The 24992-nt window shown below is 32.5% G+C and carries 23 protein-coding genes; 10 read left to right on the top strand and 13 right to left on the bottom strand.

The window, feature by feature from the left end; genetic code table 11:
• Positions 1-27: 27 nt before the first annotated feature.
• The 6 genes from AWE51_RS11770 to AWE51_RS11745 form a co-directional block, all read right to left on the bottom strand.
• Positions 28-1446, bottom strand: coding sequence for a hypothetical protein (locus tag AWE51_RS11770; RefSeq protein WP_066313752.1), 1419 nt, complete (start codon positions 1444-1446; stop codon positions 28-30).
• 33 nt (positions 1447-1479) lie between these two features.
• Positions 1480-2967, bottom strand: coding sequence for a hypothetical protein (locus tag AWE51_RS11765; RefSeq protein WP_066313751.1), 1488 nt, complete (start codon positions 2965-2967; stop codon positions 1480-1482).
• Between the two features lie 39 nt (positions 2968-3006).
• The gene (locus AWE51_RS11760; protein ID WP_157766082.1) at positions 3007-4554 is read right to left on the bottom strand and encodes a hypothetical protein; all 1548 of its coding nucleotides are present in this window, start codon (positions 4552-4554) and stop codon (positions 3007-3009) included.
• Between the two features lie 34 nt (positions 4555-4588).
• A complete protein-coding gene (locus AWE51_RS11755; protein ID WP_066313747.1) occupies positions 4589-6157 on the bottom strand; it encodes a hypothetical protein in 1569 nt (522 codons plus the stop codon).
• Between the two features lie 412 nt (positions 6158-6569).
• Positions 6570-7121 (bottom strand): hypothetical protein, encoded by a 552-nt coding sequence (locus AWE51_RS11750; RefSeq protein WP_066313746.1) that lies wholly within the window; start codon positions 7119-7121, stop codon positions 6570-6572.
• 70 nt (positions 7122-7191) lie between these two features.
• Complete coding sequence (locus AWE51_RS11745) at positions 7192-7737, bottom strand: pyridoxamine 5'-phosphate oxidase family protein (RefSeq protein WP_066313745.1); 546 nt, start codon at positions 7735-7737, stop codon at positions 7192-7194.
• Between the two features lie 195 nt (positions 7738-7932).
• On the opposite strand from AWE51_RS11745, the gene guaA reads away from it, so the two are divergent.
• The 4 genes from guaA (at position 7933) to AWE51_RS11725 (ending at position 12858) form a co-directional block, all read left to right on the top strand.
• Positions 7933-9465 carry a glutamine-hydrolyzing GMP synthase gene (gene guaA / locus AWE51_RS11740; RefSeq protein WP_066313744.1) on the top strand — a complete coding sequence of 511 codons (1533 nt, stop codon included), beginning with the start codon at positions 7933-7935 and terminating at the stop codon, positions 9463-9465.
• 50 nt (positions 9466-9515) lie between these two features.
• Positions 9516-11687 (top strand): LysM peptidoglycan-binding domain-containing protein, encoded by a 2172-nt coding sequence (locus tag AWE51_RS11735; RefSeq protein ID WP_082832415.1) that lies wholly within the window; start codon positions 9516-9518, stop codon positions 11685-11687.
• Between the two features lie 390 nt (positions 11688-12077).
• Entirely contained in the window at positions 12078-12614 is a 537-nt protein-coding gene (locus AWE51_RS11730; protein WP_066314615.1) for a DUF922 domain-containing protein, read from the top strand.
• 19 nt (positions 12615-12633) lie between these two features.
• Entirely contained in the window at positions 12634-12858 is a 225-nt protein-coding gene (locus tag AWE51_RS11725; protein WP_066313741.1) for a DUF3820 family protein, read from the top strand.
• A 3-nt stretch (positions 12859-12861) separates the two neighbouring features.
• Here AWE51_RS11725 and AWE51_RS11720 read toward each other — a convergent pair whose 3' ends face one another.
• Positions 12862-13374 carry an SRPBCC family protein gene (locus AWE51_RS11720; protein ID WP_066313740.1) on the bottom strand — a complete coding sequence of 171 codons (513 nt, stop codon included), beginning with the start codon at positions 13372-13374 and terminating at the stop codon, positions 12862-12864.
• Between the two features lie 178 nt (positions 13375-13552).
• On the opposite strand from AWE51_RS11720, the gene AWE51_RS11715 reads away from it, so the two are divergent.
• Positions 13553-15121: an amidohydrolase family protein gene (locus tag AWE51_RS11715; protein WP_066313739.1), complete on the top strand. Its 1569-nt coding sequence runs from the start codon at positions 13553-13555 to the stop codon at positions 15119-15121.
• 71 nt (positions 15122-15192) lie between these two features.
• Here the strand turns inward: AWE51_RS11715 and lysA are convergent, their stop codons facing one another.
• The gene (gene lysA, locus AWE51_RS11710; RefSeq protein WP_066313738.1) at positions 15193-16425 is read right to left on the bottom strand and encodes a diaminopimelate decarboxylase; all 1233 of its coding nucleotides are present in this window, start codon (positions 16423-16425) and stop codon (positions 15193-15195) included.
• 153 nt (positions 16426-16578) lie between these two features.
• Here lysA and AWE51_RS11705 point away from each other — a divergent pair, with 153 nt between their 5' ends.
• The 4 genes from AWE51_RS11705 to AWE51_RS11690 all read left to right on the top strand — a co-directional run bounded on the left by AWE51_RS11705 (position 16579) and on the right by AWE51_RS11690 (position 19626).
• Positions 16579-17214, top strand: a complete 636-nt coding sequence (locus AWE51_RS11705; protein WP_066313736.1) for an LON peptidase substrate-binding domain-containing protein — start codon at positions 16579-16581, stop codon at positions 17212-17214.
• Positions 17215-17356: 142 nt separating this feature from the next.
• Positions 17357-18550: an ADP-forming succinate--CoA ligase subunit beta gene (gene sucC / locus AWE51_RS11700; RefSeq protein WP_066313735.1), complete on the top strand. Its 1194-nt coding sequence runs from the start codon at positions 17357-17359 to the stop codon at positions 18548-18550.
• 84 nt (positions 18551-18634) lie between these two features.
• Positions 18635-19141 (top strand): cupin domain-containing protein, encoded by a 507-nt coding sequence (locus AWE51_RS11695; RefSeq protein ID WP_066313734.1) that lies wholly within the window; start codon positions 18635-18637, stop codon positions 19139-19141.
• A 152-nt stretch (positions 19142-19293) separates the two neighbouring features.
• The gene (locus AWE51_RS11690; protein ID WP_066313733.1) at positions 19294-19626 is read left to right on the top strand and encodes a hypothetical protein; all 333 of its coding nucleotides are present in this window, start codon (positions 19294-19296) and stop codon (positions 19624-19626) included.
• 58 nt (positions 19627-19684) lie between these two features.
• Here the strand turns inward: AWE51_RS11690 and AWE51_RS11685 are convergent, their stop codons facing one another.
• The 5 genes from AWE51_RS11685 to AWE51_RS11665 all read right to left on the bottom strand — a co-directional run bounded on the left by AWE51_RS11685 (position 19685) and on the right by AWE51_RS11665 (position 24345).
• Complete coding sequence (locus AWE51_RS11685; RefSeq protein ID WP_066313731.1) at positions 19685-20668, bottom strand: aldo/keto reductase; 984 nt, start codon at positions 20666-20668, stop codon at positions 19685-19687.
• A gap of 38 nt (positions 20669-20706) precedes the next feature.
• Entirely contained in the window at positions 20707-22314 is a 1608-nt protein-coding gene (locus tag AWE51_RS11680; RefSeq protein WP_066313730.1) for an AprA-related methyltransferase, read from the bottom strand.
• A 215-nt stretch (positions 22315-22529) separates the two neighbouring features.
• Positions 22530-22676 (bottom strand): PLDc N-terminal domain-containing protein, encoded by a 147-nt coding sequence (locus AWE51_RS27225; RefSeq protein WP_394332234.1) that lies wholly within the window; start codon positions 22674-22676, stop codon positions 22530-22532.
• A gap of 111 nt (positions 22677-22787) precedes the next feature.
• Entirely contained in the window at positions 22788-23402 is a 615-nt protein-coding gene (locus AWE51_RS11670; RefSeq protein ID WP_157766081.1) for a zinc ribbon domain-containing protein, read from the bottom strand.
• Between the two features lie 682 nt (positions 23403-24084).
• A complete protein-coding gene (locus tag AWE51_RS11665) occupies positions 24085-24345 on the bottom strand; it encodes a DUF1456 family protein (RefSeq protein ID WP_066313727.1) in 261 nt (86 codons plus the stop codon).
• A gap of 79 nt (positions 24346-24424) precedes the next feature.
• Here AWE51_RS11665 and AWE51_RS11660 point away from each other — a divergent pair, with 79 nt between their 5' ends.
• On the top strand, positions 24425-24829 hold the full coding sequence (locus AWE51_RS11660) for a TerB family tellurite resistance protein (protein WP_232517379.1): 405 nt from the start codon (positions 24425-24427) through the stop codon (positions 24827-24829).
• The last annotated feature ends 163 nt before the right edge of the window (positions 24830-24992 follow it).

Here is a 24992-nt window from a genome sequence, read left to right as displayed (position 1 = left end):
TTTTTAGGAAATAAGTAAATAGGTGGTTTATTTCTGTTGTTTCCTTTTTAGTATTGTATTTTCAGCTTCTAGTGTTTTTATTCTCTTTTCTAGTTCGATGAGGTGTAGGTATATTTCTTCTATATTTTCTACAGACTTGGTAACTATTTTAGGAATATTCATTCCTTTTTCTACGATTTCTTTTTCACTGGGCATGTTTGGAAGATGCCTATGTGTAGTAACATAGGATTCCACAGAAGAAAGCGAACGTTTTTTATAGTCAGGGTCAAAAACATAATCTGGAAAACTTTGAAGCGATGTAACAAAAGAACTGGCTTTAATTTTACCCAAAACTTCCAGTTTTTCTGTTGGTACACTGGTTCCGATTCCTAAATATCCTTCATCCGTTAATCTCATTTTTTCTTGAATAGATTCACGAGAATTTCCATCAAAACCAAAAATGATATCCTCGCTTTCCGAGTTACCATCACGATCTCCTATAAGATATAACCCTGTATCGTCAGATAGTGTTCCTTGTTTAAGAAGTATATTGTGACCAGAAGCTGTGGTAATATTCCCTTGTACGTCTAGTTTTTCGGATGGTGAGGTAATTCCAACCCCGATATTACCAGTGGGATCAATTTTAAAAGCATTGATAAAATTACCTTCTTTTTGGGTTCTAAACTGAAGTCCAATATTAGAGGTTCCAGATCCATCTTTTGCCTGTAGATAGGCGGTTCCTGATTGGTTTTCTCCTTCATTTGCAAATAACTGAACATTTCCTTTTGCATAGGTATTTCCATTTACATGAAGTTTTTCTGTGGGATCTGTTGTTCCGATACCCACATTACCATTTGGGTTAATTTTAAGAGCATTGATAATGCTGCTACCATTTTTACTGCGTAATTGAAGGCCTATTTTAGAATCGTTAGATTTGTCTCGAGCTTGTAGATAGGCGGTTCCAGATTTTCCATCTCCTTCGTAGGCATGCAAATAAACATGTCCTTTTGCATAGATATTGCCTGTTACATGTAGCTTCCCTTTGGGGTTAGAAGTGCCTATTCCTAATCTACCTTCATCGGTTAATCGCATTTTTTCTTTAATTCTCTCTTTTTGATAGCCATCAAATCCAAAAATGATGTCTTCAGTATTTCGAGAATTATCCCAGTCAGCAATTAGGTAGAGATTACCTGCATCAGCATGTATACCATTCATCGTACTGATTGTGCCGTTGGCGTGAACTCTAAAACGTATGTTGTTATACCAACTTCCTTTACCACGAGAGACAAAAAATTCTTCATCTTTATGACTTGAACCATCATCGTTCATATGCATTACAATGGCATTATTTCTACCAAAAATTGAAGCACTTGATCTTGGTTTATTAGTGCTGGTTTGTGCTGTTAATTGACTTGAACTAAACAAAGTTGCAATCAAAATAGCATGAATAATAATTGTGCTTTTCATTGTTTAATTTTTAAATAGGTTTATTGAGTTTTATTAAGGTTTTTCTAATTGTTCAATTCGTTGTTTTAAATTTTGAATAATTTCTTGTTGTTGGATCACATAAAGAAAGAGCTCTTCGATTTTTTCTACTGATTTTACACTGATATCTTTGATGTCCAAACCATTTTTTAGGACATTGTTTTCTGAAGGCATACCAGGTAAATGATGATGTGCTTCGACATATTTTTTAACCTCGATAAGCGGTTGTAATTTGTAATCTTTTTCAAAAACGTAATCGGGAAAACTTTGTAGAGAAGTCACAAAAGAACTAGCTTTAATTTTGCCCAAGACTTCCAGTTTTTCTGTTGGTACATTGGTTCCGATTCCTAAATATCCTTCATCTGTTAATCTCATTTTTTCTTGTATCGACTCACGAGAGTTTCCATCAAACCCAAAAATAATATCTTCGTTTTCTGAGGTATTGTCGCGATCTCCGATCAGATATAATCCTTCTTGATCAGATAAGGTACCCTTTTGTAAAAGAATATTGTTACCATCTGAAATCTTGATATTTCCTTGAATTTCTAGTTTTTCTGTAGGTTCAGTTGTTCCAATCCCTACATTGCCATTAGGATTAATTTTAAGAGTATTGATGAAATTACCAGCTTTTTGGGTTCTAAATTGAAACCCAATATTAGAGTTTCCTGATTTATCTTTTGCCTGTAGATAGGCTGTTCCTGATTGGTTTTCTCCTTCGTTTGCAAATAAGGATACATTTCCTTTTACATAAGTATTATTGTCGACATACAGTTTTCCGCTTGTATAGGTATCTCCATTTACATGAAGTTTTCCTTTTGGATTTATGGTACCAATACCAATATTTCCATTAGATTTTATATAGAAACGATCTTTATATGAGCTTTGAGGATAGTTAGCATTAGGATTATTATTATAACCAATAAAAAGATTGTTATTAGAATTTATAATATTATAAGTAGAAGAAGAAGTATGGTTTTCTAATATAAATCCCGCACCGTCATATGAAGGACTAGTATGCTTAATATGAAGCATTCCTTTAGGGTTAACAGTTCCGATACCTAACCTTCCTTCATCAGTGAGACGCATTTTCTCTTTAACGTTGTTGATTTGATAGCTATCAAAACCAAAAATAATATCTTCATTATTATGAGAATTATCCCAATCTGCCACTAGATATAGATTTCCGTGATCTGTATACATACCACTTGTTGTACTTACAGTACCATTCGTGTGGATTCTAAATTGAACTCTGTTTCTCCAATTTCCAGATCCAGATGAAAAATAAAAATCTTCACCACCACCGCGACTGTCTTTATGAAAGTGATTTACCATACCTTTATTAGAACTATTAAGTATGGTGATTCCATTACTGGGTGGGTTTATGGGCCCAATGGGCCCAATTTGTGCGGATAAACTAAATGTAGAAATAAGTATATGAATCAATATTACAACCCCTACTTTATCCTTTAAAATGCACTTTGATAAAAAAAGTGTGTGTTTCATAATGTTGTTTTTAAAATTTTAAAAGCAATTGAGTATCTTTTATTTAGTTTTTTCTAATTGTACTATTCGGTGTTCGAGTTTTTTGATCATTAACTCTTGTTTGTGAGACATTTCTTGCTGAAAACTCATGAGTAACTGTAGTTTGGTATTGATTTCTTCTTGTTCTTTAATTACTTCTTGTTGTTTTATAGTATAGAGATATAATTCTTCAATTTTCTCAACAGATATAACAGTAATTTCTTTGAGATCAAGTCCTTTTTTTATAATTTCTTTTTCAGAAGGCATTCCCGGTAAATGCTGGTGCATTTCAACATACTTTTTTATCTCGGTAAGGGGTTGTAATTTGTAATCTTCATCAAATACATAATCGGGGAAACTTTGTAGAGAAGTAACAAAAGAACTGGCTTTGATTTTACCTAATACTTCTAGTTTTTCAGTGGGGACATTGGTTCCGATACCTAAATACCCTTCATCTGTTAATCTCATTTTTTCTTGTATAGATTCACGAGAGTTACCGTCAAATCCAAAAATGATATCTTCGCTTTCTGAGGTATTATCTCGATCCCCAATAAGATACAATCCTTTATTATCAGATAGGGTTCCTTGTTGCAACAGTATATTATGTTCTATTCCCGTTTTAAGATTACCATGTATTTCTAGTTTTTCACTAGGTGCAGTTGTACCAACTCCTATATTTCCATCTGGATTAATTTTAAGGGCATTAATAATATTACCCATTTTTTGACTTCGTAGTTGAAGTCCAATATTCGAACTACCAGATTTATCCCTTCCTTGTATATAAGCCGTTCCAGATTTATTTTCTCCTTCATTTGCAAATAATTGAAAATTTCCTTTCAGAAAAGAGTTACCATTAACATGAAGTTTTTCTTTTGGATCTGTGGTACCAATACCAATATTTCCATTAGATTTTATAAAGAAGCGATGTTGATACGAATTTTGAGGAAAGTTGCTGTTACGATTATTATTAAAACCAATAAAAAGATTGTTATTAGAATTTATAATGTTATAAACAGACGAAGAGGTATTGTTTTCTAATATAAATCCTGATCCGTCATACGAAGTGCTAGAATGTTTAAGGTGCAGTTTTCCTTTTGGATTCGAAGTTCCAATACCTAGTCTTCCTTGATCTGTTAATCGCATTTTTTCTTGAATAGTAGATCTTCTATTTCCATTAAATCCAAAAACAATATCTTCTCGATTTCCTATATTATCCCAATCGGCTACTAAATACAGGTGGCTTCGGTCCATAAACATTCCATTACGGGCGCTAACACCTCCTTCACGTTGAACTTCTAGTTTTACGTTATTCCACCAATTATTTTGTTTTCCAAAGGAGACATAGAAGTTTTCATTTTTGTGATTCGATTCATCATCATTAAAAAAAATTACTCTAGCTCTATTAGATCCTATTTTGTGTGTGGCGGGGTTAGTGTTACTACTATTGCTGTATTGGGCATGGCCTGTCTGTAGTGTAAGTGTCCAGAATAGTATTATTAATGTGGTCTTTAGAATGATGTAATACTTTTTTTTTAGAGTACTAGTTTTTTTCTTCATTAAGTTTTTCATGATTGTGTAGTTGTTATATAGGGTTAGCATAGTATTATCTTGATCTTTCTAAATTAGCTATGCGCTGTTCTAGTTTTTTAATTATTTCTTGTTGTGATATCATAAATGATTGTTGTTTGGCAGTAATTTCTTTTTGTTCTTCTATGATTGTTTGTTGTGTTATGGTATGCAGGAATAGCTCTTCAATTTTCTCAACAGATAAAACAGTAATTTCTCTGATGTCTAAACCGTTTTTTAGAACCTCTTTTTCTGAAGGCATACCAGGTAAATGATGATGTGCTTCGACATATTTTTTAACCTCGATAAGCGGTTGTAATTTGTAATCTTTTTCAAAAACGTAATCGGGAAAACTTTGTAGAGAAGTCACAAAAGAGCTGGCTTTAATTTTCCCTAGTACTTCTAGCTTTTCTGAAGGGGTATTGGTACCAATACCTAAATAGCCCTCATCTGTTAACCTCATTTTTTCTTGTATGGATTCGCGAGAGTTACCATCAAAACCAAAGATGATATCTTCATTTTCTGAGGTATTGTCGCGATCTCCAATTAGATAAAGACCTTCTTGATCAGACAAAACTCCCTTTTGAAGAAGAATAGCACTTCCGGTTGAGGTTTTTATATTTCCTTGAATTTCTAGTTTTTCAGTAGGCTCGGTAGTACCAACTCCAATATTGCCGTTAGGATTGATTTTAAGTGCATTGATGAAATTACCGGTATTTTGACTTCTTAATTGAAACCCTATTGAAGAACGACCAGATTCATCTTTAGCTTGTAAATATGCAGTTCCTGATTGGTTTTCACCTTCATTGGCAAATAAAGAAAGGTTTCCCTTTGAATATGTATTTCCGTTCGTTTGTATGCTTCCATTGATTTTTGTGTTTCCATCAACATGCAGTTTTTGTTCAGGATCAGTAGTTCCTATACCCACATTACCATTAGGGTTAATTTTAAGTGCGTTAACAATATTACCCACATTTTGAGTTCTTAACTGAAGTCCTATATTTGAACTATTTGATTTGTCTCTGGCCTGTAGATAGGCTGTTCCTGAATTACCATCCCCTTCATACGCATACAGATAAACATGTCCTTTGGAATAAGTATCTCCATTTACATGAAGCATTCCCTTTGGAGTTGTAGTACCAAGGGCTAAGAAACCATTTTGCGTAAGACGCATTTTTTCGCTTACTCTGGATCTTAGATTGCTATTGAACCCAAAAATGATATTTTCACTATTAGAATTATTGTCCCAATCTCCTATGAGATATAGGTGACCAGTATCCATGAACATACCGTTTCTGGTGCCTGCACCACCTTCTCGTTGTACTTCGAATTTTACATTCGGCCACCAATTGTTAGTATATGATACATAAAAATTCTCATTAGTTGTTCTGGAACCATCTGGATTAAAAATAACGACTCTTCCAGCTGCATTTCTGTACTGTCCTTCTCCTCCTGAATTTTTTATATAACCTACGTTGCCAGGTTTACGAGTACTGCTACTATAATTGGTTTGTGCATGAACATATAATGTACTTGCTATCCAGAGTATAAAGAGCAAGCAATTAGCAGTTATAAACTTGCTTTTTGAAGTGTTAATTTTTTTCATGATTATGTGTTTGATGTTGAATTCTTCATTTAAGAATCAAACCTATAATCATTGATGTGTTTTCAAAAAAAAAGAATAGGGACAAAAGCGGGACACGATTTTAATAATCTGATTTTTAGTGTGTTGAATGGGTTTTGTTAAGTGTGTTTTTGAATAACAAATGAGTGTGTGGAGTCAAGATTTTACAATAACTTAATACGAATCTTTTTGAGATATAAACAAGTGTGTTTTTATATAACAACAAAAAGAACTTTTGTTCTTAAGTATACTTTTTAATTAGGATCTTTAAATTGATAATGTTGTTTTGTAGAAACAAAATATGTTTACCCATTAAAAAACCAGATAGGAAAATATTCAAGAATTTTGAAGCTTTATTAAAGCGATAGAAAGCGTATCATTACTATAGTAAAAACTATAACTCAATTGGGTGTCCTACAGTCTTTAGAGACACTTTCCACTTTTCTTCATAAATAGAGGAGTAATATATAATAACGTCAAAAGGGAAATCGGTACTTCCTATGGGTAAATTATACATTTTATAATAGGATGCTATTTTTTCATTGGGAACAACAGCCTCAGCTATTTGTACTTCATTATTTGGCAATATGGTAGCTCCTCTTGCAATAATATTTGTACTTGAGTTAGAAATAATAGTGTCAGCTTGCGGATAGTTTTTTTTTGTAAAATCTTTAAAATTAAGAGGGTAGTATTTGTTATTAGCAAAAATGGCTGTAGAATCAATAATAGCAGGACCCAACCCATTGTTTTTTATTCCAATACTAAATTTTATAACGTCATCAAAATGACCTACGCCAGCTGTGAAAGTTAGTCTGGGAGTAACAGATAACCTTGCTTGTTTGCTAATTATCTTAGTTTGGTATAAGAAAATAATAAGTGTAAGCAAACTGATGAATATCGCCGAGAAACCAATGATTTTTTCGGTGTTTAGAATTTTTTTTTTCATATATCCCCTTAAGTTGTTCTTTTGTATAACTAGTATGTTACAAGGGCAATATACAATTATTATCTTTTATTTAAGGAACCAAATAATTACCATTCCAGTTGCTATTTTTTTTCTTAAATAAGACTCGCATATGATTTGGCTTTTTTAAACGTAAATATTCTATGCTTTCAGGAACAAAGGTAATAGCAGAAAAATAATGTTTGTTTTCTAGGTAATCTACAGCTTCAGGTTTTTGTATTTCAGATCCGGGGGCAAATTTTGTAGTGTAATCCTTTTTAGATTTTTGAGGTATATTTTCCCAAATGTTTTTTAAGGTTTGATCATCTTCTTCGATTTTTGCTTTGGCCTGTATAGAAACTTGAACTAATCTTTCTGGATCAAAAAACAAAAGACTTACCCTATTTTGTTTAGCAATATGAGAAATTTTTGAAGAACGTTTATCAGTATAAATAGTAATATTTAAGTTATTATCAGCCCCGCGCAATACCATCGTTCTTATTTTTGGAATACCGTAATTATCTGTAGTTGCCAGCGTAAAATATCTAAAAGAGTGATCCCGAGTAGTTAAAGCTGCTTTTAAGTCTCTTATAATTGAAGAAAAAATAATATCTGGCATCACAACAAAGTTTTCCTCAAAATTATAAGATTTTTATGGGTTCAGTTAACGATTTATGAATAATTAACGTAAAAACAGGAAATGAATTAAGAATATGAAAAAGAATTTATTTGATTAAATAATCAAATAATAAATAAAGTTAAAATTTATTGCCTTCAGGATTTCGAGGGTTGTAATTTAATTTTATTTTTGCCTATGCAAAACAACAAGGTACTTATTTTAGACTTCGGGTCACAGGTAACACAACTTATTGGGCGTCGAGTTAGAGAGCTCAATATTTATTCAGAAATACATCCATATAATAAACCACCAGAGGACATTGACAGTTATAAGGCTGTAATATTATCAGGTAGTCCATTGTCGGTTAGAGGAGATAATGTAGCACATCCAAATCTTAAAAAAATACAAGGTAATAAACCACTACTAGGTATTTGTTATGGAGCTCAATACTTGGCGCATTTTGGAGGCGGTAAAGTAGCTGAGTCAAATACGCGAGAGTACGGACGCGCAAATTTATCTTATGTTAACGACAATGAATTATTTAGAAATATTTCTAATGGTTCGCAAGTGTGGATGAGTCATAGTGATACCATAAAAGAATTACCAACAAACAGCAAACTTTTAGCAAGTACGCATGATGTAGAAAACGCAGCTTTTAAAATTGAAGGAGAACAAACCTATGCCATTCAATTTCATCCAGAAGTATACCACTCTAAAGATGGTACGCAGCTTTTGGAGAATTTTTTGGTACATATAGCTGGCGTTGTTCAAGATTGGACTCCAGATTCTTTTGTAGAGGAAACCGTAAGTAATTTAAAGGAACAATTAGGTAATGATAAAGTTGTTTTAGGGCTTTCTGGTGGTGTCGATTCTTCGGTTGCTGCAATGCTTTTACATAAAGCAATTGGTGAAAACCTATATTGTATTTTTGTAAATAATGGATTACTTCGTAAGAATGAGTTTTCAGGAGTTTTGGAACAATATAAAGGTATGGGGTTAAACGTTAAAGGTGTCGATGCTTCGGCACGTTTTTTGGAAGCTCTTGAAGGTGAGAGTGATCCAGAAAAAAAACGTAAGGCTATAGGACGAGTTTTTATTGAAGTTTTTGACGATGAAGCACATGCTATTGAAAATGTTACTTGGTTGGCTCAAGGGACTATTTATCCAGATGTTATAGAGAGTGTTTCTGTCACTGGAGGTCCAAGTGCTACAATAAAGAGTCATCATAATGTTGGTGGATTACCAGATTATATGAAACTAAAGATTGTCGAACCATTAAAAATGTTGTTTAAAGATGAAGTAAGACGTGTCGGAAAATCTATGGGTATGGATAAGGAATTATTAGGTAGACATCCTTTTCCGGGACCTGGATTAGCAATACGAATATTAGGAGATATTACAAGTGAGAAAGTTCGTATTTTGCAAGAAGTAGATGCAATTTTTATAAACGGTTTAAAAGAAAATGGTTTGTATGATAAGGTCTGGCAAGCAGGAGCAATATTATTACCAGTGCAGAGCGTTGGGGTTATGGGAGATGAACGCACTTATGAAAATTGTGTTGCATTAAGAGCGGTCGAAAGTACAGATGGGATGACTGCTGACTGGGTGAATTTACCGTATGAGTTTTTACAAAAAACATCTAATGCAATAATAAACCGTGTAAAAGGCGTTAATAGAGTAGTATATGATATAAGCTCCAAACCTCCTGCTACAATAGAATGGGAATAGTAGTATATTAGAGGTTGGTTTTTAGTAAGGGAATTTAAAAATAGAACTAAATGAAAAAGTTTTTATTGGTCTGTGTATTGTTGATCATGAGTAATTATGCTATAGGACAGCAATATAAGAGTCATACTGTGACTAAAGGAGAAAATGTATATAGAATAGCAAAACGTTATAATACTACTCCCGAGGCTATATATAAAATTAATCCGACTGCAAAAGACGGAATTAAAGAAGGTCAAATTTTGGCTATTCCAGTGGTTGATGATCAAGAATATAAAACACATGTTGTAGAAAAGGATGATACTGTATATAACCTTTCTAAAAAATATAATACGACTCCAGAGGTTATCTATAATCTTAATCCAGAAGCTGTTAATGGTATTAATTTGGGACAGGTTCTAAGGATAGGTGTAATTGAAAAAAACATTGAGGAAAATAGAGATGTAGAAGAGCAAATACAAGATGGAAAAAGTAAAGTCTTAGATAGCTTAAAAGTTCTTCCAGAAGAAAAGAAAATTGTTCGATATATTACTCATAAAGTCAGACGAAAGGAAACGCTATACGGGATTGCAGGTAAGTATAAAATTACAGTAGAAGATATAAAGAAAGAGAATAAAAGATTGTATTCTGAGCAAATCAAGAAGAAGGATAAAATCAGAATTCCTGTATTTGCCAAGGTCGAAACTCCTGTAGAGGTTGTCAAGGATAGTATTGTAAATAGGCTGTCAGTAACAACTACCTATATTATAAAACCAAAAGATACTAGATATAATATTGCGCGCAGACATGGTATTACTATAGGAGAATTAGAACGACTTAATCCTAATATCGATCCAAATCTCCCGATAGGTACCGAAATTATTGTTCCTACCACTGTTTTTATTCCAGTAGAAGAAACTTTAGAGTCAGGGTTTGAATTGTATGAGGTACCTGCAAAAGAAACAATCTTTAATATTTGTCGAACTGTCCAAATTTCTTCAGATTCACTTGTAAAACTGAACCCGTTTTTAGTGGAAGGTTTAAAAGAAGGTATGGTGATTACTATACCTAAAAAAGATACGTTGGCCTTAGATATTGTTGCGCAAGGTAAATATCTTACCTTGGAAGATAAGCTATATAACTTTAATCTAAAGAAATTGGCAGTAATGTTACCGTTTACTTTGGACACTCTAAATGTAGAGACCAGACAGCAAACAACAGATTATTTAAAGAAAAAACCAAGTCTTAGAATAGCCTTAGACTTGTACAGTGGTATTTTGATCGCTGTTGATTCGGCCAGAGTAAAAGGGATTACAACAGAGTTAAACGTATTTGATACTAAGAAAAATAATAATAAAGATTATATAACAAAGCTCATAAACGAAAATAATTTCGATGAAGCAGATGCTGTTATTGGTCCATTGTTTCAAAATAATTTAGAAACAGTTGCAGAGGCACTTAATAAGTATAATACCCCTGTTTTTTCTCCGGCATCCAAAAGGGAATCAAGTTTGTATGATAACTTCTTTCAGACAAGACCTACAAGTGCAGTATTGCAGGATAAAATCATTGCTTTTGTTGAGAAAGATTCAATAGATAAAAACATTGTAATTATAGTACAACAAAGTCCTAAGTATGAAGCTATAAAGGCAAAGTTAAAAGCTAAATTTCCGGAAGCTAAAATAGCAAGAATTGAAGAAGGTAATTATCTTTATGAGGTGCACCTTAACAAAGTATTAGACGAAAAGAAACCTAATTGGGTTTTTCTGGAATCAGACGATGTTGCAATGATAAGTAATGTTACGCCACTGTTGAATGCTAAAGCAGAAAGTCATAATATAACTCTTTTTACTACAGATAAGAATACAGCTTTTGATGATGATAGTATAAAAAATGAACAGTTGTCAAAGTTGCATATGCATTATCCTTCTTTGAATAAAGAATATGATAAAGAAGAAGTTGAAGGAGAAGAAAAGAAATCGGTGTCTCCGTTTGTTAAAAGATATATAAAAGAGTATGGTGTTGAACCTAATAATTGGGCAGTACGAGGTTTTGATATTACATATGATATATTGATGCGCTTAGGGACCGCAGATGACCTATATCATTCTGTTTCTTTTGAAGGTGTTACCGAGTATGAAGAGACCAAATTTAATTACACCAAAAAGATAATAGGAGGATACTATAATAATGCAGCATATCTTATAAAATTTGATAATGATTTAAAATTAACACTTGTAGAATAATTCTGTCAAAAAGTATGCTGAGGATACAGTCTACTTGTATTAAATAATCGAATTTTTATTTACGATAAAATAATTTTAATATTCAATAGTATAAAAAAAGATTTTTCTATATATTTGATATTGTATAAGTTGTCTTTTTTTATGAATTTATCTTAAAATTAGGTGCTCTTGGCATTATAATTGCTTATATATAATTGGAATATATGCAGTGGAAAAATTATACATTTTAGATGCTAATTGGTCATGTGAAATTTAAAAATACATGTATATTTAGGATCAAGGAAATTAAGACTATTTTAATTGTGTCGACAATATTTGCCCCATATTGGACGCTAACATAATTAAATAGTGAACAATATAACTTTTGGGTTGGGCATAATTGTTGCAATTATGATTAAGTACTTTACTATTATTTTATTTTTATCTTTTCCCATTAATAATGGTTTTGTAGGTAAATTCTCTTATGCTGAAAGAAGTAAGCTTGATTGGTCTGACTTTAGAGGTAGGCCTGAAATGAATAGTACTTTTGATGCAAGTGTAAATACAGGGATAACTTACCAATGGTCTTACGGTAAAGATAAAGGTGATATAGAATTAAATTATCAAGTAGATAGCTTTTGCTATCCATCTCTTTCGTGGGTGAAACGAGGGCAAATGTCTGATCATCTTCTCTTTCATGAACAATTACATTTTGATATTTCAGAGTTGCATGCTAGAATTATGAGGAAGCGATTAAAAGAATACAAAGCAGGTAAAAATATAAGACGAGATTTAAATAAAATGTATAAGTTGGTTGAGCGAATGAGAATCAATATGCAGGAAAGATATGATGAAGAGACAGATCATTCTAGAAATACTGCAAACCAAGCAAAATGGGAGAAAAAGATAAAAACACTTCTCTGGTACTATAGAGATTATACCAAATAATTTCTTCGCTTTAAATCAAATGGATCCCCAACTTCAAAGAGAGTTTTTATTAAAATTAGCTCATACTAAAATGCCATTCGGCAAGTATAAAGATCGATACTTGATAGATCTTCCAGAGTATTATATAGTTTGGTATTACAATAAAGGATTTCCGAAAGGCGTTCTTGGTCAACAACTTCAAACCGTTTATGAATTAAAATTAAACGGATTAGAGCACTTGATTAGGAATATCAAAAAATTATAAAGGTTACATGTTTACGAATTCATAGCCTGCTAGGTCATTTTCTTTTAAATTTATTTCTACTTCATTTAATAAAATACCATGTTCAATAAAAGCTTTTAGATTGGTGAGCCAGAAAGTCCAACCATTACTACATCCATAGTGTATTTGCAATTTACTTTTATCATCTTCAGGAATAGAAAATTGTTTTAAAGTTACAATAGTAATGTTGTTTTTTTCTTCTAAAGAAACAGATACCTTAGAAGATTCGAATGAAATTTCTAGATAGTTTTCTCCATTAGCTTCTAGTACTGTGCCTTCTTCTTCTCCATCCCAATTATGCCATTTCCAAACATATGAATCCCCTTTTTCAATATATTCAGATTGTTTTTTAATTCCCCCGCGGGAATTCTTATAGGTCGCTTCTCTTAAAAACCATGAAGTAATCCCTTCTGAAGTAGCCCAGAGTTTATATAGATTTTTAGCAGAGGTGTGAATGTATATTTTTTTCGTAAATGAATTCCATGTTAATTTTCCCATGATTATACGTGATTTGATTGAAAGTCAAAAGTAAAGAAAAATGTATTGCGCAGGTGTTAAGTAATTGTTTTTGATGTAATTACCGGTGGTTTGTTGTTTTTTTTGAAAGAAGAGCCTTGGTTTTGTATTGAATTCTGTAAGTTTATTCATAAATCGAAATGTATTTTAATTGCTAACCATGAAAATAGAAAAATCACTACTCGTTTGTTTTGTTTTTAATGTAATATTCAACCTGTCTTTTGCTCAAGAATTTTCTGAAGGACCATTTAAACAACTTATTATTCGTGGGGTAACTTTAATCAATGGTAATGGATCCCCTCCAAGAGGTCCATTAGATATTGTTGTAGAAAATAATGTGATAAAAGAGATTAAAGTAGTGGGGTATCCAGGAGTGCCTATTAAAAACGACAGAAGACCAATTTTAAAAGCCGGAGGAAAAGAAATTGATGTAGAAGGAATGTATCTCCTGCCAGGGTTTGTCGACATGCATGGACATATAGGTGGTGTTGCTCAAGGAGCTGATGCTGATTATGTGTTTAAGTTATGGATGGCGCATGGGGTTACTACAGTTCGAGAACCAAGTGGTAGAGGTTTGGGTTGGACTTTGGAATTAAAAAAATCTAGTATCAAAAACGAAATTGTAGCCCCAAGAATCTTTGCGTATACAGGCTTTGGTGAAGGAAGTGAAGCCCCGATTAGTACACCCGAAATGGCAAGGAATTGGGTTAGAGAAAATGCAAAGAGAGGAGCTGATGGGATAAAGTTATTTGGAGCTGCCCCAGAAATTATGTCAGCAGCATTAGATGAGAATAAAAAACTAGGATTGCGTTCTGCTTGTCATCATGCACAAACTGATGTAGCAAGATGGAATGTTTTGAATTCTGCGAGAGCTGGGTTGACCTCTATGGAGCACTGGTATGGATTACCAGAAGCTTTGTTTGAAGATAAAACCGTTCAACAATATCCATTAGACTATAATTACCAAAACGAGCAAGACCGATTCGAAGAGGCAGGAAAACTTTGGAAGCAAGCTGCAAAGCCATTTTCTGATCATTGGAACAAAGTAATGAATGAGCTTTTAGAACTTGATTTTACAATAGATCCAACTTTTAATATTTACGAAGCGAGTAGGGATTTGCAAAGGGCAAGAAGAGCAGAGTGGCATGAGCTATATACGTTACCGTCACTTTGGAGGTTTTATCAGCCAAGTAAAATTTCTCATGGATCCTATTGGCATGATTGGGGTACAGAGCAAGAAGTAGCTTGGAAAGAAAATTATAGGTTATGGATGACTTTTATAAATGAATATAAGAATAGAGGTGGTAGGATAACCGTTGGTTCGGATTCTGGTTTTATTTTTCAATTATATGGGTTTGCTTACATTCGAGAATTAGAATTAATGAGAGAGGCAGGTTTTCATCCCCTTGAGGTGATAAGAGCAGCTACGTTAAGCGGAGCCGAAGCATTAGGTGTCGCTGATAAAATAGGATCTGTTGAGGTAGGAAAATTAGCAGATTTTGTAATCATTGATGAAAATCCACTAAAAAACCTTAAAGTTCTATATGGTACAGGAGCAATTAGGTTAACAGAAGATAATGTTGTAACAAGAGTAGGAGGTGTAAAGTATACAATCAAAGATGGTGTTGTATATGATGCTAAAAACTTGTTGAAAGATGTAAAAAGAATAGTAGATGCTGCAAAGAAAAAAGAAAATTTCAAAATTCTACAACCAGGTATCAAAGAGTAGTTTTTATAGATACAAAAAAAAGCATCGATACTAATCGATGCTTTTTTTTTTGTATTAATACATAACTGATCTTAAGAAACAGATGCTGCTTCTTTAGAAAATATGTCTACATCGACTTGATTTTTTGTCAGGTCTTCAAAAACTTCTCTTTTACGAATAAGGTGCGCCTCTCCATTATGCCATAATACTTCGGCAGGTCTATATCTTGAATTGTAATTACTCGCCATAGAAAAACAGTATGCTCCAGCATTCTTAAAGGCAATAATATCACCTTCTTTAATTTCTGAAATACGTCTATTGGTAGCGAATGTATCTGTTTCACATATATAACCAACTATAGAATAAAAACGCTCTTTTCCTTCTGGATTTGAGATGTTTATAATTTCATGATGAGAGTTATAAAACATTGGTCTTATTAAATGATTAAAACCACTATCAATTCCGGCAAAAACTGTAGAGGTAGTTTGTTTAACTACATTGACATTTGCTAAAAAATAACCAGACTCACTAACAAGAAATTTTCCAGGCTCAAAACCTAAAGTTATTTCTTTTCCATACTCTTTACAAAATGAATTAAATCGTTTGGTGAGTTTTTCGCCAAATTCTTCAATATTAGTTTCTATATCTCCTGGTTTGTAAGGAACTTTAAATCCACTTCCAAAATCTATAAAATCTAAATTTTCAAAGTTTTTTGCGGTTTCGAATAATATTTCACTTGCATATAAGAAAACTTCGATATCTAGGATGTCACTTCCGGTATGCATATGTATACCATTAATGTTCATTCCAGTATTTTCAACAATTCTTAGAATATGAGGAATTTGATGAATAGATATCCCAAATTTACTATCAATATGTCCCACAGAAATATTGCTATTTCCGCCTGCCATTACATGAGGATTAACTCTGATGCATACAGGTACTTTAGGGTGTTTTGTTCCAAATTGCTCGAGAATAGATAGGTTATCAATATTAATTTGAACCCCCATAGCAGATACTTGTTCTATTTCTTCTAAGGAAACACCGTTTGGTGTAAAAATGATATTACTCGGTTTTACACCTGCAAGTAATCCTAGTTTAACTTCCTGAACAGATACAGTGTCTAATCCCGCTCCTAACGAATTCATTAGCTTTAAAATTGCAAGATTAGACAGTGCCTTGACTGCATAATTCAGTTTTAATCGTTTGACCTTCTTAAACGCTCCAGAAAGGCGATTATACTGTGAAATAATTTTTGAAGAGTCGTATACATATACCGGACTCCCAAATTCTTTTGCAATTGCTAATAAATTTTCATTTTCCATCGTGTCACGAATTTAAGCCTACGAAATTATCAATAAAATTAGAGATATCAGCGCCAGTTATCTAAAAAATCTACTATAACGATAGATTTTGAGATTTTTAACTTGTGTTTAAGCGTGATAAAGATGGTTAATTAGTATTTTTAATAAAAAAACATGTTACCTCTTTTTCCATTGCAAACAGTTGTTTATCCCGGTGAACGTCTGCCTTTACATATTTTTGAAGAACGTTATCAGCAATTAATTAATGATTGCGAAAATGATGGTATTTCTTTTGGTGTTCCAACGTATATAAACAATAAATTAGATTATGGTACAGAAGTAAAGCTTCAAAAAGTGTCTAAGAAGTATGAAAAAGGAGAAAGTGATGTGGTTTGTGTTGGAACTAGAATTTTTAGAATTAAGAATTTCTTTAAACGGTTTCCAGGTAAACTATATGCAGGAGGTGATGTTGAGTTTTTAACCGATAATGATAGTACCGCAGAAGAGTTGCAAGAAGAGCTATTAAAAAATATAGCGATTTTGTACGTAGAACTTACCATAGAAAACCCACCTTCTTTTGATATTCCTTTTATAAGTTACCAGGTAGCGCATAAAATAGGTTTAGCATTACATCAAGAGTATCATTTGTTAACATTGCGAAGTGAATTGGAACGATTAAATTATCTTATCGGACATTTAAAAATAACAATTCCTGTTGTTCGTGAAATGAATAGGGCCAAAGAAGTGATACAAATGAATGGTCATTTTAGAAACTTTGATCCTTTAGATTTTGAAAATTTTAAATTGTGATATCCCGTATTGTTTTTTAAAACTTTTTAAAGCGAATTTTTGTAAGATATATCTTCGATGTTTTTTACGATAAAAGATTGGCACAGTAACTTCACTTTTCATATTTTTGGGACTCCTATAAAAAAGGCAAAAAAATAATAGTATGAACTTACACGAATATCAGGGTAAAGAGATATTAAGCAGCTTTGGCGTGCGTATTCAGCGCGGTCTTGTTGCTCAAAATGCTAATGAAGCTGTAGCTGCAGCTAAACAATTAACTGCTGAAACCGGTACAGGATGGCATGTTATTAAGGCGCAAGTACACGCAGGTGGACGAGGAAAAGGTGGTGGAGTTAAACTTGCAAAAAACCTTAAAGAAGTTGAAGAGATTGCTGGTCAGATCATTGGTATGAATTTGATTACACCGCAAACTTCTGCAGAAGGTAAGAAAGTTCACCAAGTATTAGTTGCTGAAGATGTATATTATCCTGGGGATAGTGAACCAGATGAGTTCTATATGTCAGTTTTATTAAACCGTACTTCTGGGCGTAATATGATTATGTATTCTACAGAAGGAGGAATGGATATTGAAACTGTTGCAGAAGAAACACCTCATTTGATTTTTACTGAAGAAGTAGATCCATCTGTTGGGTTACTCCCTTTTCAAGCACGTCGAGTAGCATTTAATTTAGGATTAAGTGGTACTGCATTTAAAGAAATGACAAAATTCGTAATGGCATTATATACGGCATATGTAAAATCAGATGCGTCTTTATTTGAAATTAACCCTGTTCTTAAAACAAGTGATGATAAGATCATGGCAGTTGATGCAAAAGTGACTATTGATGATAATGCATTATACCGTCATAAGAATTATGTGGATATGAGAGATATCCGCGAGGAGAATCCTATTGAAGTCGAAGCAAATGAAGTGGGACTTAATTATGTTGACCTTGATGGAAATGTTGGTTGTATGGTTAACGGTGCCGGTCTTGCAATGGCTACAATGGATTTGATTAAGCAAGCAGGTGGAGAACCAGCAAACTTTCTTGATGTAGGAGGTACTGCAGATGCTAAACGTGTTGAAGAAGCGTTTAGAATTATTTTAAAAGATCCTAATGTAAAGGCAATTCTGATTAATATATTCGGAGGAATTGTTCGTTGTGATAGAGTCGCTCAAGGAGTGGTTGATGCATACAAAAATATGGGTGATGCAATCAAAGTTCCTATTATTGTTCGTTTACAAGGAACAAATGCTGATATAGCTAAAGAATTAATCGATAGTAGTGGATTAGATGTACAAAGTGCTGTACAATTCCAAGAAGCTGCTGATAAAGTACAGGCTGTATTGGCGTAGTACTTTATAGATTGTATACTATATATTCGAAGCGATCTATCTAGATCGCTTCTTTTTTTTTGTCATATAATAGTGTAAATCATTATGAAAGAAAAAATAGAAGACATAGTTTATAAATTACAAATGAATCCTCATCCTGAAGGAGGTTTCTATAAAGAGACTTATAGAAGTAATGGATTGATTTCTAAGTCTAGTTTAAGTGAAGGATTTTCGGGAGATCGAAATTATGCTACAGCAATTTATTTTTTACTTACGTCAGAGAATTTTTCTGCATTCCATAGGATTAAACAAGATGAAATTTGGCATTACTATAATGGTTCATCATTATATGTGCATGTTATAGGTTTGGATGGAGTTTATAGAAAATATATCGTGGGGATGCAATTGGATCAAGGAGAGTTGCCGCAATTAGTTGTGCCAGCAGGTTGTTGGTTTGCTTCTAGTGTTAAGGATACTAACAGTTATTCTTTGGTGGGATGTACAGTATCTCCTGGTTTTGATTTTAATGATTTTGAGCTGGCAGAAAGAGAAGCGCTAATTAAAGAATACCCAGATCATAAAAAAGTAATAACCCAATATACTAGAAACTGAGGAAAGCTCTAATAGAGAATGATAAAACATGTAAGTTGTTTTTTTAGGAGCAAAGAAGCTTTTGTTAAGTAATGGTTAAAGATTCTTTTTAACGTAACAAACTGAGATCGTTCGTAGTCTTATAGATATAAATCAATAAAAACGAATAGATCATGAAAAAACTAAATGTATTATTTCTGGCAATTATAATTGCAGTCAGTTCAGTAGCCCATGCCAATACTAATCCGTCTACTACAGAAAATGTTCTGACCCAAGAGATTAAAGGGTTACTTAAAAAACCTAATTTTAAAATTACAAATGAATTGATAGCTGATGTTATCTTGACGATTAATGATGAAAATGAAATCGTAGTGTTGTCTGTTGATTCTGAAAGTGAGGTATTAGAAAATTACATCAAAGGTCGTTTGAATTATAAAAAAGTTCATACAAGTTTTAGTTCTGATAAAGTCACTTTTAAATTACCAGTGCGACTAGTAGAAGAATAAAACTGTTAAATAGTTTATAGAATTATAAATCCCGGATTAATCAACCGGGATTTATTTTTTACCAGTATTGATGAACATATTTTTTGATATGCTCCTGATAGATATTTCTTATTGTCTCGACATCACCATTTGTAAGATTATTTATACTACTGGCGCTGATATTTGATACTAATTGTTCAACATTAGAGGCTCCAGGAATTACACAACTTATTTCAGGGTGATTTAAAATCCATTTTAAAGCTAAATGTGGTAACGAAACATCTGGAAAATGTTGTTTTAAAAGTTCAACAGTTTCAAGTCCTAGATTGTAATCTACTCCTGAGAAAGTTTCACCTTTGTCAAAAGCGTCACCATTTCTATTAAAAGCTCTATGATCATCTTTGTGAAAAGTGGTTTTCTTCGAGTATTTACCACTAAGTAGCCCACTAGCAAGAGGTACCCTTGCGATGATGCCTATATTTTTCTTTTTGGCTTGTTCAAAAAATAACTCATTTGGCCGCTGTCTAAACATATTAAAGATAATTTGAACCGTAGTAACATTATCGTATTCTATAGCTTTTATGGCCTCTTCAACTTTTTCGACACTTACTCCTAATGCACCAATTTTACCCTCGTCTTTTAATTTGTCAAACTCTTCAAATATTTCTGGGCGATAATATACTTCTGTGGGAGGGCAATGCAATTGGATTAAATCAAGTGTCTCTATTCCAAGATTAGTAAGACTGTCCTCGACATATTGCCTTAAGACCTTGGCTGTATAGTTTTTGTTTGTATGGGGGGTGATAAAACGCCCACATTTACTGGCGACGTATATTTTTTCGGATCTTGATTTTATCAATCTACCTACAGCTTTTTCACTTAAACCTTCGCTGTATACATCGGCAGTATCAATAAAGTTGATTCCTGAGTCTATTGCGGTGTTAAGAATTTTGTCTGCATTAGCGTTGTTAAAAGTAGAGCCCCATTTACCGCCTACTTGCCATGTGCCTAAGCTGATTTCAGAGATGGAATACCCTGTTTTACCTAAAGTTCTGTAATTCATGTGTGTTTACTAATATTGAATATAGATTACTCTATTTTTTAATGATTTTTAATAAGATAGTTAATGCTAACCGTAGCCAGATCAGAGTCCGGGAATTTTGAAAAATAGGTATTCTCACTTTCTAAGCCAACTTCTTTAACTATTTTAAGAAAAGAAGCAATTTCTAAAATGTATTGGTCCGAGAACCCGTGAGTGGCGTCATATGCAGTAGCAGCTGTTTTGCCAATGTTTTTTGCTGTTAATGATGGAGAGATAGTGTGTAGCTCAATAATGATTAGGCCAAATTTTGCAATGTGAGGTTCCCAGTTTTGTAAGTGATCTTTTAAATTGCGCTCAACATCATCATTGTTTAGTCGTTTTCCTCTATACGAAAAAGCTCCAGTAGAAATACTAGGAGCGTCTAATGTAGTGGTTGGTTGGCTCCAAATTCTATTATGATCTAGGAATGTACGAACCGATAATAGGTCTTTCAATTCAATTTGATAATTCTTTTTTAAGTCTTTTTGAAGTAAATCAGGATCACTAATATCTCCCCAAATTACTTTGGCCCATATGTCAGCTTGAACAAGGTTTGCACGGGTTACCTTTAGAGCAGCTTTATTGTAATCTGCACCAACTAGAAATAATGGGTGATCGTCTAAGTGTTTGCCTCGAAGTGTCTTTGATGCTATAACATCAAATAGATGAATCAAAAAAGCCCCATTTCCACATCCCATATCTAAAATGCCTTTAGGTTGTTCGTCTAAAGGTTTATTAAACAAGCTAATTATAATTTCATCGATTTTTTCAAAATAGGTAGCATGTGCACCCCCGCTGCCCCATACATTCATCTCTCTATCAACATGAATCTCACTTTCATTTTGAGTTTTCCATAAAATATTAGGATCTCCAAACAGCAACGTATTCATTTTTCTAAACATAGGGATGTATGAAACGGTGACACCATAAGCCGAAGCTCTTTTTGCAAAAAATAAACCTTTTTCTGTGAACGTATAGTGATTGTTAGACTTTGAAAACCAACCTAAGCCAGATAGAAATGTGAGTATGGTGTTAAAGCTTTTAGGGTGTTGATGGTATTCATCAGCACTAAAAGATGCTTCCATAAAATATTTATGAAACATACCTCCCATGCCTAAATGAACAACAGTAGGCCCTACAAGGATACCTTCAATATGTTTAAGAATTTGGTTTTGAATTTGATTAGTTGTATTTTCTGAAGAAGGTGTGAGGTTAAAACGATCTTGGTACTTCTTGAATAATTTTTCAAGTTTATAAAAAGGTTCGATTTCAAATTTTCTTGGATGAAATTTACCAGAATACTCAAGTAAATCTACAACGTCTTCATATAGATAAAAACACTCGAATGCGATTTTTGAATACTCATTAATACTAACTATGATTTCGTTACCTTCATTTTGATACGTTAACCAGCCTTGTGCAGCTAAGATTCGCAAGGCAACATTAATGTATCCTTCATTTGCTTTGTGAGCAGAGGCTATCTGTGTAACAGATGTCTCTTTATGATCTAGAAGGTGTTTTGTGATATCATTTTTGAATAATGAATAGGCAACAGGAGCAACTGCGATTCCGTCTAAATGACGAAAAAGCTCTTCCCTGTATTTTTGTTTTTGTTCGGTGGTGAGCATAGGTGCTTCTTTGAAAGATTATGGTTAGTTACCCTCCAAATTAAGCATTTATTCTGAATAGCTAAATAGATTAAAAGAATATATGAAGTGATTTTACTTTTTAATTAATTCTTCGATTTGTGATTGTAAGTTTTTTTCTGTCCATACAATATACAAGAACCATTCGATCAATCATTAGTCAACTGTGATCACATATGTCATGATAATAAATCGTTCTATTTTTTTACTATTAATTTTCGTCCCTTAGACAAGTATAAAATTGGTCCAATTATGCCAATCATTGAAATTATTATCCACATTCCTTTTGAACCATTGAATTCATTTGTTAAAATTTGAATTATTGCTACAAGAGTTGTTGTCATAGAGCCTAAGCAAATTAGAAAAAATAAGATTACTAAAAATGTTTCCATATTATTTTCATTTGTTTATTTGATTTATTCCGCAATCGATTCAGGTTGTTGAACATTGTAAAATTATTTAATAGGATAAATTTTTTTGACCTTTCCTTGTTTAAATAATTCTTTAATTATTTTAATGTCAACCTTTACGGTATCAGTTGAGTAATTTCCTTCACCTCCTATTTGGTATATGAAATCATACTTTTCAATTTCATATTCATTATAATTCAACCAAACAAAGTCTGAAGTGATTTTAATAGTTCTTAGTGTTGTGTAATTTCCATTATCAGTTTCATATTGTATTATTTGTGTTTGATCTCCGTTGGTTAATTTACTTAACTTTTCTTCATTTTTTTTTATTTGATTAACAGCAAAATATCCAATTCCGAATAGGATTATTATTACCCCACTAAATAGCCAAATTGGAATCCATTTCTTTGATTTAAAGTTCTTATAATAAGTTTTGTTTTCAGGTTTTAAATTTTTTGGCTCAAATTCGTTATTACACGATGTACATGTGAATATGTTTTTAGTTTTATATGGAGAAATAGGAATGTACATCAAATGATAAACCGATACCTTTTTTTCGACTATTATTTGGCTGGAAGCGTTACAGTTATAACATTTAATTTCTTTCGGTCTGTATGAGTGGATTGAGATTTGGTAAGTTCCTGAAATATAAACTATCATGCAGTTTTAAAAGTATTTGGTTTTTTTAATTATACCTAAGGTAATAACATATATGTCATGACAGAGCAAAATGTTACCTAGCGATCGATAAATTTGCGCATTGTTTGTTGTGTTTTTTTTCATTTTTCAATCATTGCCCTTACCAAAAATACAACAACCATTCGATTCATCACTTAGTTGCTATGATCGCATATATGTTGTTGGCAATCGTTTTTTATTTTAGGGGAATAAGAGAAATACTTTTGACAAAAAAGCACCAAATCCAATAAAGGTTAGTATAAACTACCAATATGATTTGATAAAACTTATTAATTTAATCTTCTCCTCCAAATTCCGAATACGACTTTCTGGTTCTTGTACTTTTTTTCTGATGCTCTCGGTTATTATTAACTGATCTGTTTCTTCAATCATAATTTGAAACATTTTTAAGTGTTTGTCAAAAATGTTATATAGTTACCCTGGTAACTACATTTCTCTGATATCACTCAAATATTTAGCAAGTTTATAATCAACTTAAAATTATTTACGCCTGTGACACCTCATGTATTTCAAATGTAATAAATAAAACATTTGTTCTAAATAGCTGTATAGATTAAAAGTGTAGGTAAAACGATTTAATCATAAAGATGAATGCCGAATGCTTTACATATGTAGATAAAAGAGTTTCTTGAAACACATAAAACTAAGAGGTCTTTTTTTTGGGTGTAGTTTCTTTTTTTGGCATTGGGCCTCTTAAATGAATAATGAGTCCATTAAGAAAATTTCTAAGAATTTGATCACCACATTCCATATATTTTGGGTGGTTTTCATTCCTGAAAAAGGCTCCTAGTTCACTTTTTGATACTTTAAAATCTACTAAAGCACAAATTTTAATAATATCGTCGTCACGTAATTTATGTGCAACTCTTAACTTTTTGAAAATGTCGTTGTTTGTCAAACCCATACTGCAAAGGTATGTTTTGTAACTATATTATGGTTAAATATAATTTGAAATTTACTATTTTCGGCAAAAAGTAATTAGGATGATGTATAGTAAAGAAGAAAAATTGAGTTTGCTTTCTGAGATGATACAGTTTGCAAAAGCAGATAAGAACTTTAAGGAACAAGAGTATAACTTTATTGTGGTTGTGGGATCTCAGTTAGGTGTATCAGAAGAAGAAATCAAAAAATTGATTGAAGAAGGAGTAGCAAAAAAGAACTTACAACCAGAATCTCAGCGCATTCTTCAGTTTCATCGTTTAGTACTTCTTATGAATGTTGATCAAGAAACTTCTCTAGAAGAGATTCATAAAATTAAAGATATAGGTTTGCGTATGGGATTGCGACCAGAAGCTTTAGATACCGTTTTAAAAGAAATGCATAACTATCCTAATAAAGTTATTCCGCCTAAAGAATTGATAGCAATTTTTACTAGATTTTATAATTAGTAGAAAAATGTTGATTTATTGCGGTTTTGTCATTGTTTTTAGATCAAAAATGACAAAAAGTCACTAAATGCCACGATTACGATGACAAACTGTCATTAAAAATGGATTGGAACCTAATTTGCTATATCCTCATTGTAAATAAAAATATAAATAACATTTAAAA

The sequence above is a fragment of the Aquimarina aggregata genome (assembly GCF_001632745.1).
GTDB lineage: Bacteria > Bacteroidota > Bacteroidia > Flavobacteriales > Flavobacteriaceae > Aquimarina > Aquimarina aggregata.
This window is presented reverse-complemented; position numbering and strand designations above follow the sequence as displayed.

What these genes read in the sequence shown, in the direction of transcription:
- AWE51_RS11770 (WP_066313752.1), bottom strand. Translation starts at nt 1,446, where the DNA reads ATGAAAAGCACAATTATTATTCATGCTATTTTGATTGCAACTTTGTTT.
- AWE51_RS11765 (WP_066313751.1), bottom strand. Translation starts at nt 2,967, where the DNA reads ATGAAACACACACTTTTTTTATCAAAGTGCATTTTAAAGGATAAAGTA.
- AWE51_RS11760 (WP_157766082.1), bottom strand. Translation starts at nt 4,554, where the DNA reads ATGAAAAACTTAATGAAGAAAAAAACTAGTACTCTAAAAAAAAAGTAT.
- AWE51_RS11755 (WP_066313747.1), bottom strand. Translation starts at nt 6,157, where the DNA reads ATGAAAAAAATTAACACTTCAAAAAGCAAGTTTATAACTGCTAATTGC.
- AWE51_RS11750 (WP_066313746.1), bottom strand. Translation starts at nt 7,121, where the DNA reads ATGAAAAAAAAAATTCTAAACACCGAAAAAATCATTGGTTTCTCGGCG.
- AWE51_RS11745 (WP_066313745.1), bottom strand. Translation starts at nt 7,737, where the DNA reads ATGCCAGATATTATTTTTTCTTCAATTATAAGAGACTTAAAAGCAGCT.
- guaA (WP_066313744.1), top strand. Translation starts at nt 7,933, where the DNA reads ATGCAAAACAACAAGGTACTTATTTTAGACTTCGGGTCACAGGTAACA.
- AWE51_RS11735 (WP_082832415.1), top strand. Translation starts at nt 9,516, where the DNA reads ATGAAAAAGTTTTTATTGGTCTGTGTATTGTTGATCATGAGTAATTAT.
- AWE51_RS11730 (WP_066314615.1), top strand. Translation starts at nt 12,078, where the DNA reads ATGATTAAGTACTTTACTATTATTTTATTTTTATCTTTTCCCATTAAT.
- AWE51_RS11725 (WP_066313741.1), top strand. Translation starts at nt 12,634, where the DNA reads ATGGATCCCCAACTTCAAAGAGAGTTTTTATTAAAATTAGCTCATACT.
- AWE51_RS11720 (WP_066313740.1), bottom strand. Translation starts at nt 13,374, where the DNA reads ATGGGAAAATTAACATGGAATTCATTTACGAAAAAAATATACATTCAC.
- AWE51_RS11715 (WP_066313739.1), top strand. Translation starts at nt 13,553, where the DNA reads ATGAAAATAGAAAAATCACTACTCGTTTGTTTTGTTTTTAATGTAATA.
- lysA (WP_066313738.1), bottom strand. Translation starts at nt 16,425, where the DNA reads ATGGAAAATGAAAATTTATTAGCAATTGCAAAAGAATTTGGGAGTCCG.
- AWE51_RS11705 (WP_066313736.1), top strand. Translation starts at nt 16,579, where the DNA reads ATGTTACCTCTTTTTCCATTGCAAACAGTTGTTTATCCCGGTGAACGT.
- sucC (WP_066313735.1), top strand. Translation starts at nt 17,357, where the DNA reads ATGAACTTACACGAATATCAGGGTAAAGAGATATTAAGCAGCTTTGGC.
- AWE51_RS11695 (WP_066313734.1), top strand. Translation starts at nt 18,635, where the DNA reads ATGAAAGAAAAAATAGAAGACATAGTTTATAAATTACAAATGAATCCT.
- AWE51_RS11690 (WP_066313733.1), top strand. Translation starts at nt 19,294, where the DNA reads ATGAAAAAACTAAATGTATTATTTCTGGCAATTATAATTGCAGTCAGT.
- AWE51_RS11685 (WP_066313731.1), bottom strand. Translation starts at nt 20,668, where the DNA reads ATGAATTACAGAACTTTAGGTAAAACAGGGTATTCCATCTCTGAAATC.
- AWE51_RS11680 (WP_066313730.1), bottom strand. Translation starts at nt 22,314, where the DNA reads ATGCTCACCACCGAACAAAAACAAAAATACAGGGAAGAGCTTTTTCGT.
- AWE51_RS27225 (WP_394332234.1), bottom strand. Translation starts at nt 22,676, where the DNA reads ATGACAACAACTCTTGTAGCAATAATTCAAATTTTAACAAATGAATTC.
- AWE51_RS11670 (WP_157766081.1), bottom strand. Translation starts at nt 23,402, where the DNA reads ATGATAGTTTATATTTCAGGAACTTACCAAATCTCAATCCACTCATAC.
- AWE51_RS11665 (WP_066313727.1), bottom strand. Translation starts at nt 24,345, where the DNA reads ATGGGTTTGACAAACAACGACATTTTCAAAAAGTTAAGAGTTGCACAT.
- AWE51_RS11660 (WP_232517379.1), top strand. Translation starts at nt 24,425, where the DNA reads ATGATGTATAGTAAAGAAGAAAAATTGAGTTTGCTTTCTGAGATGATA.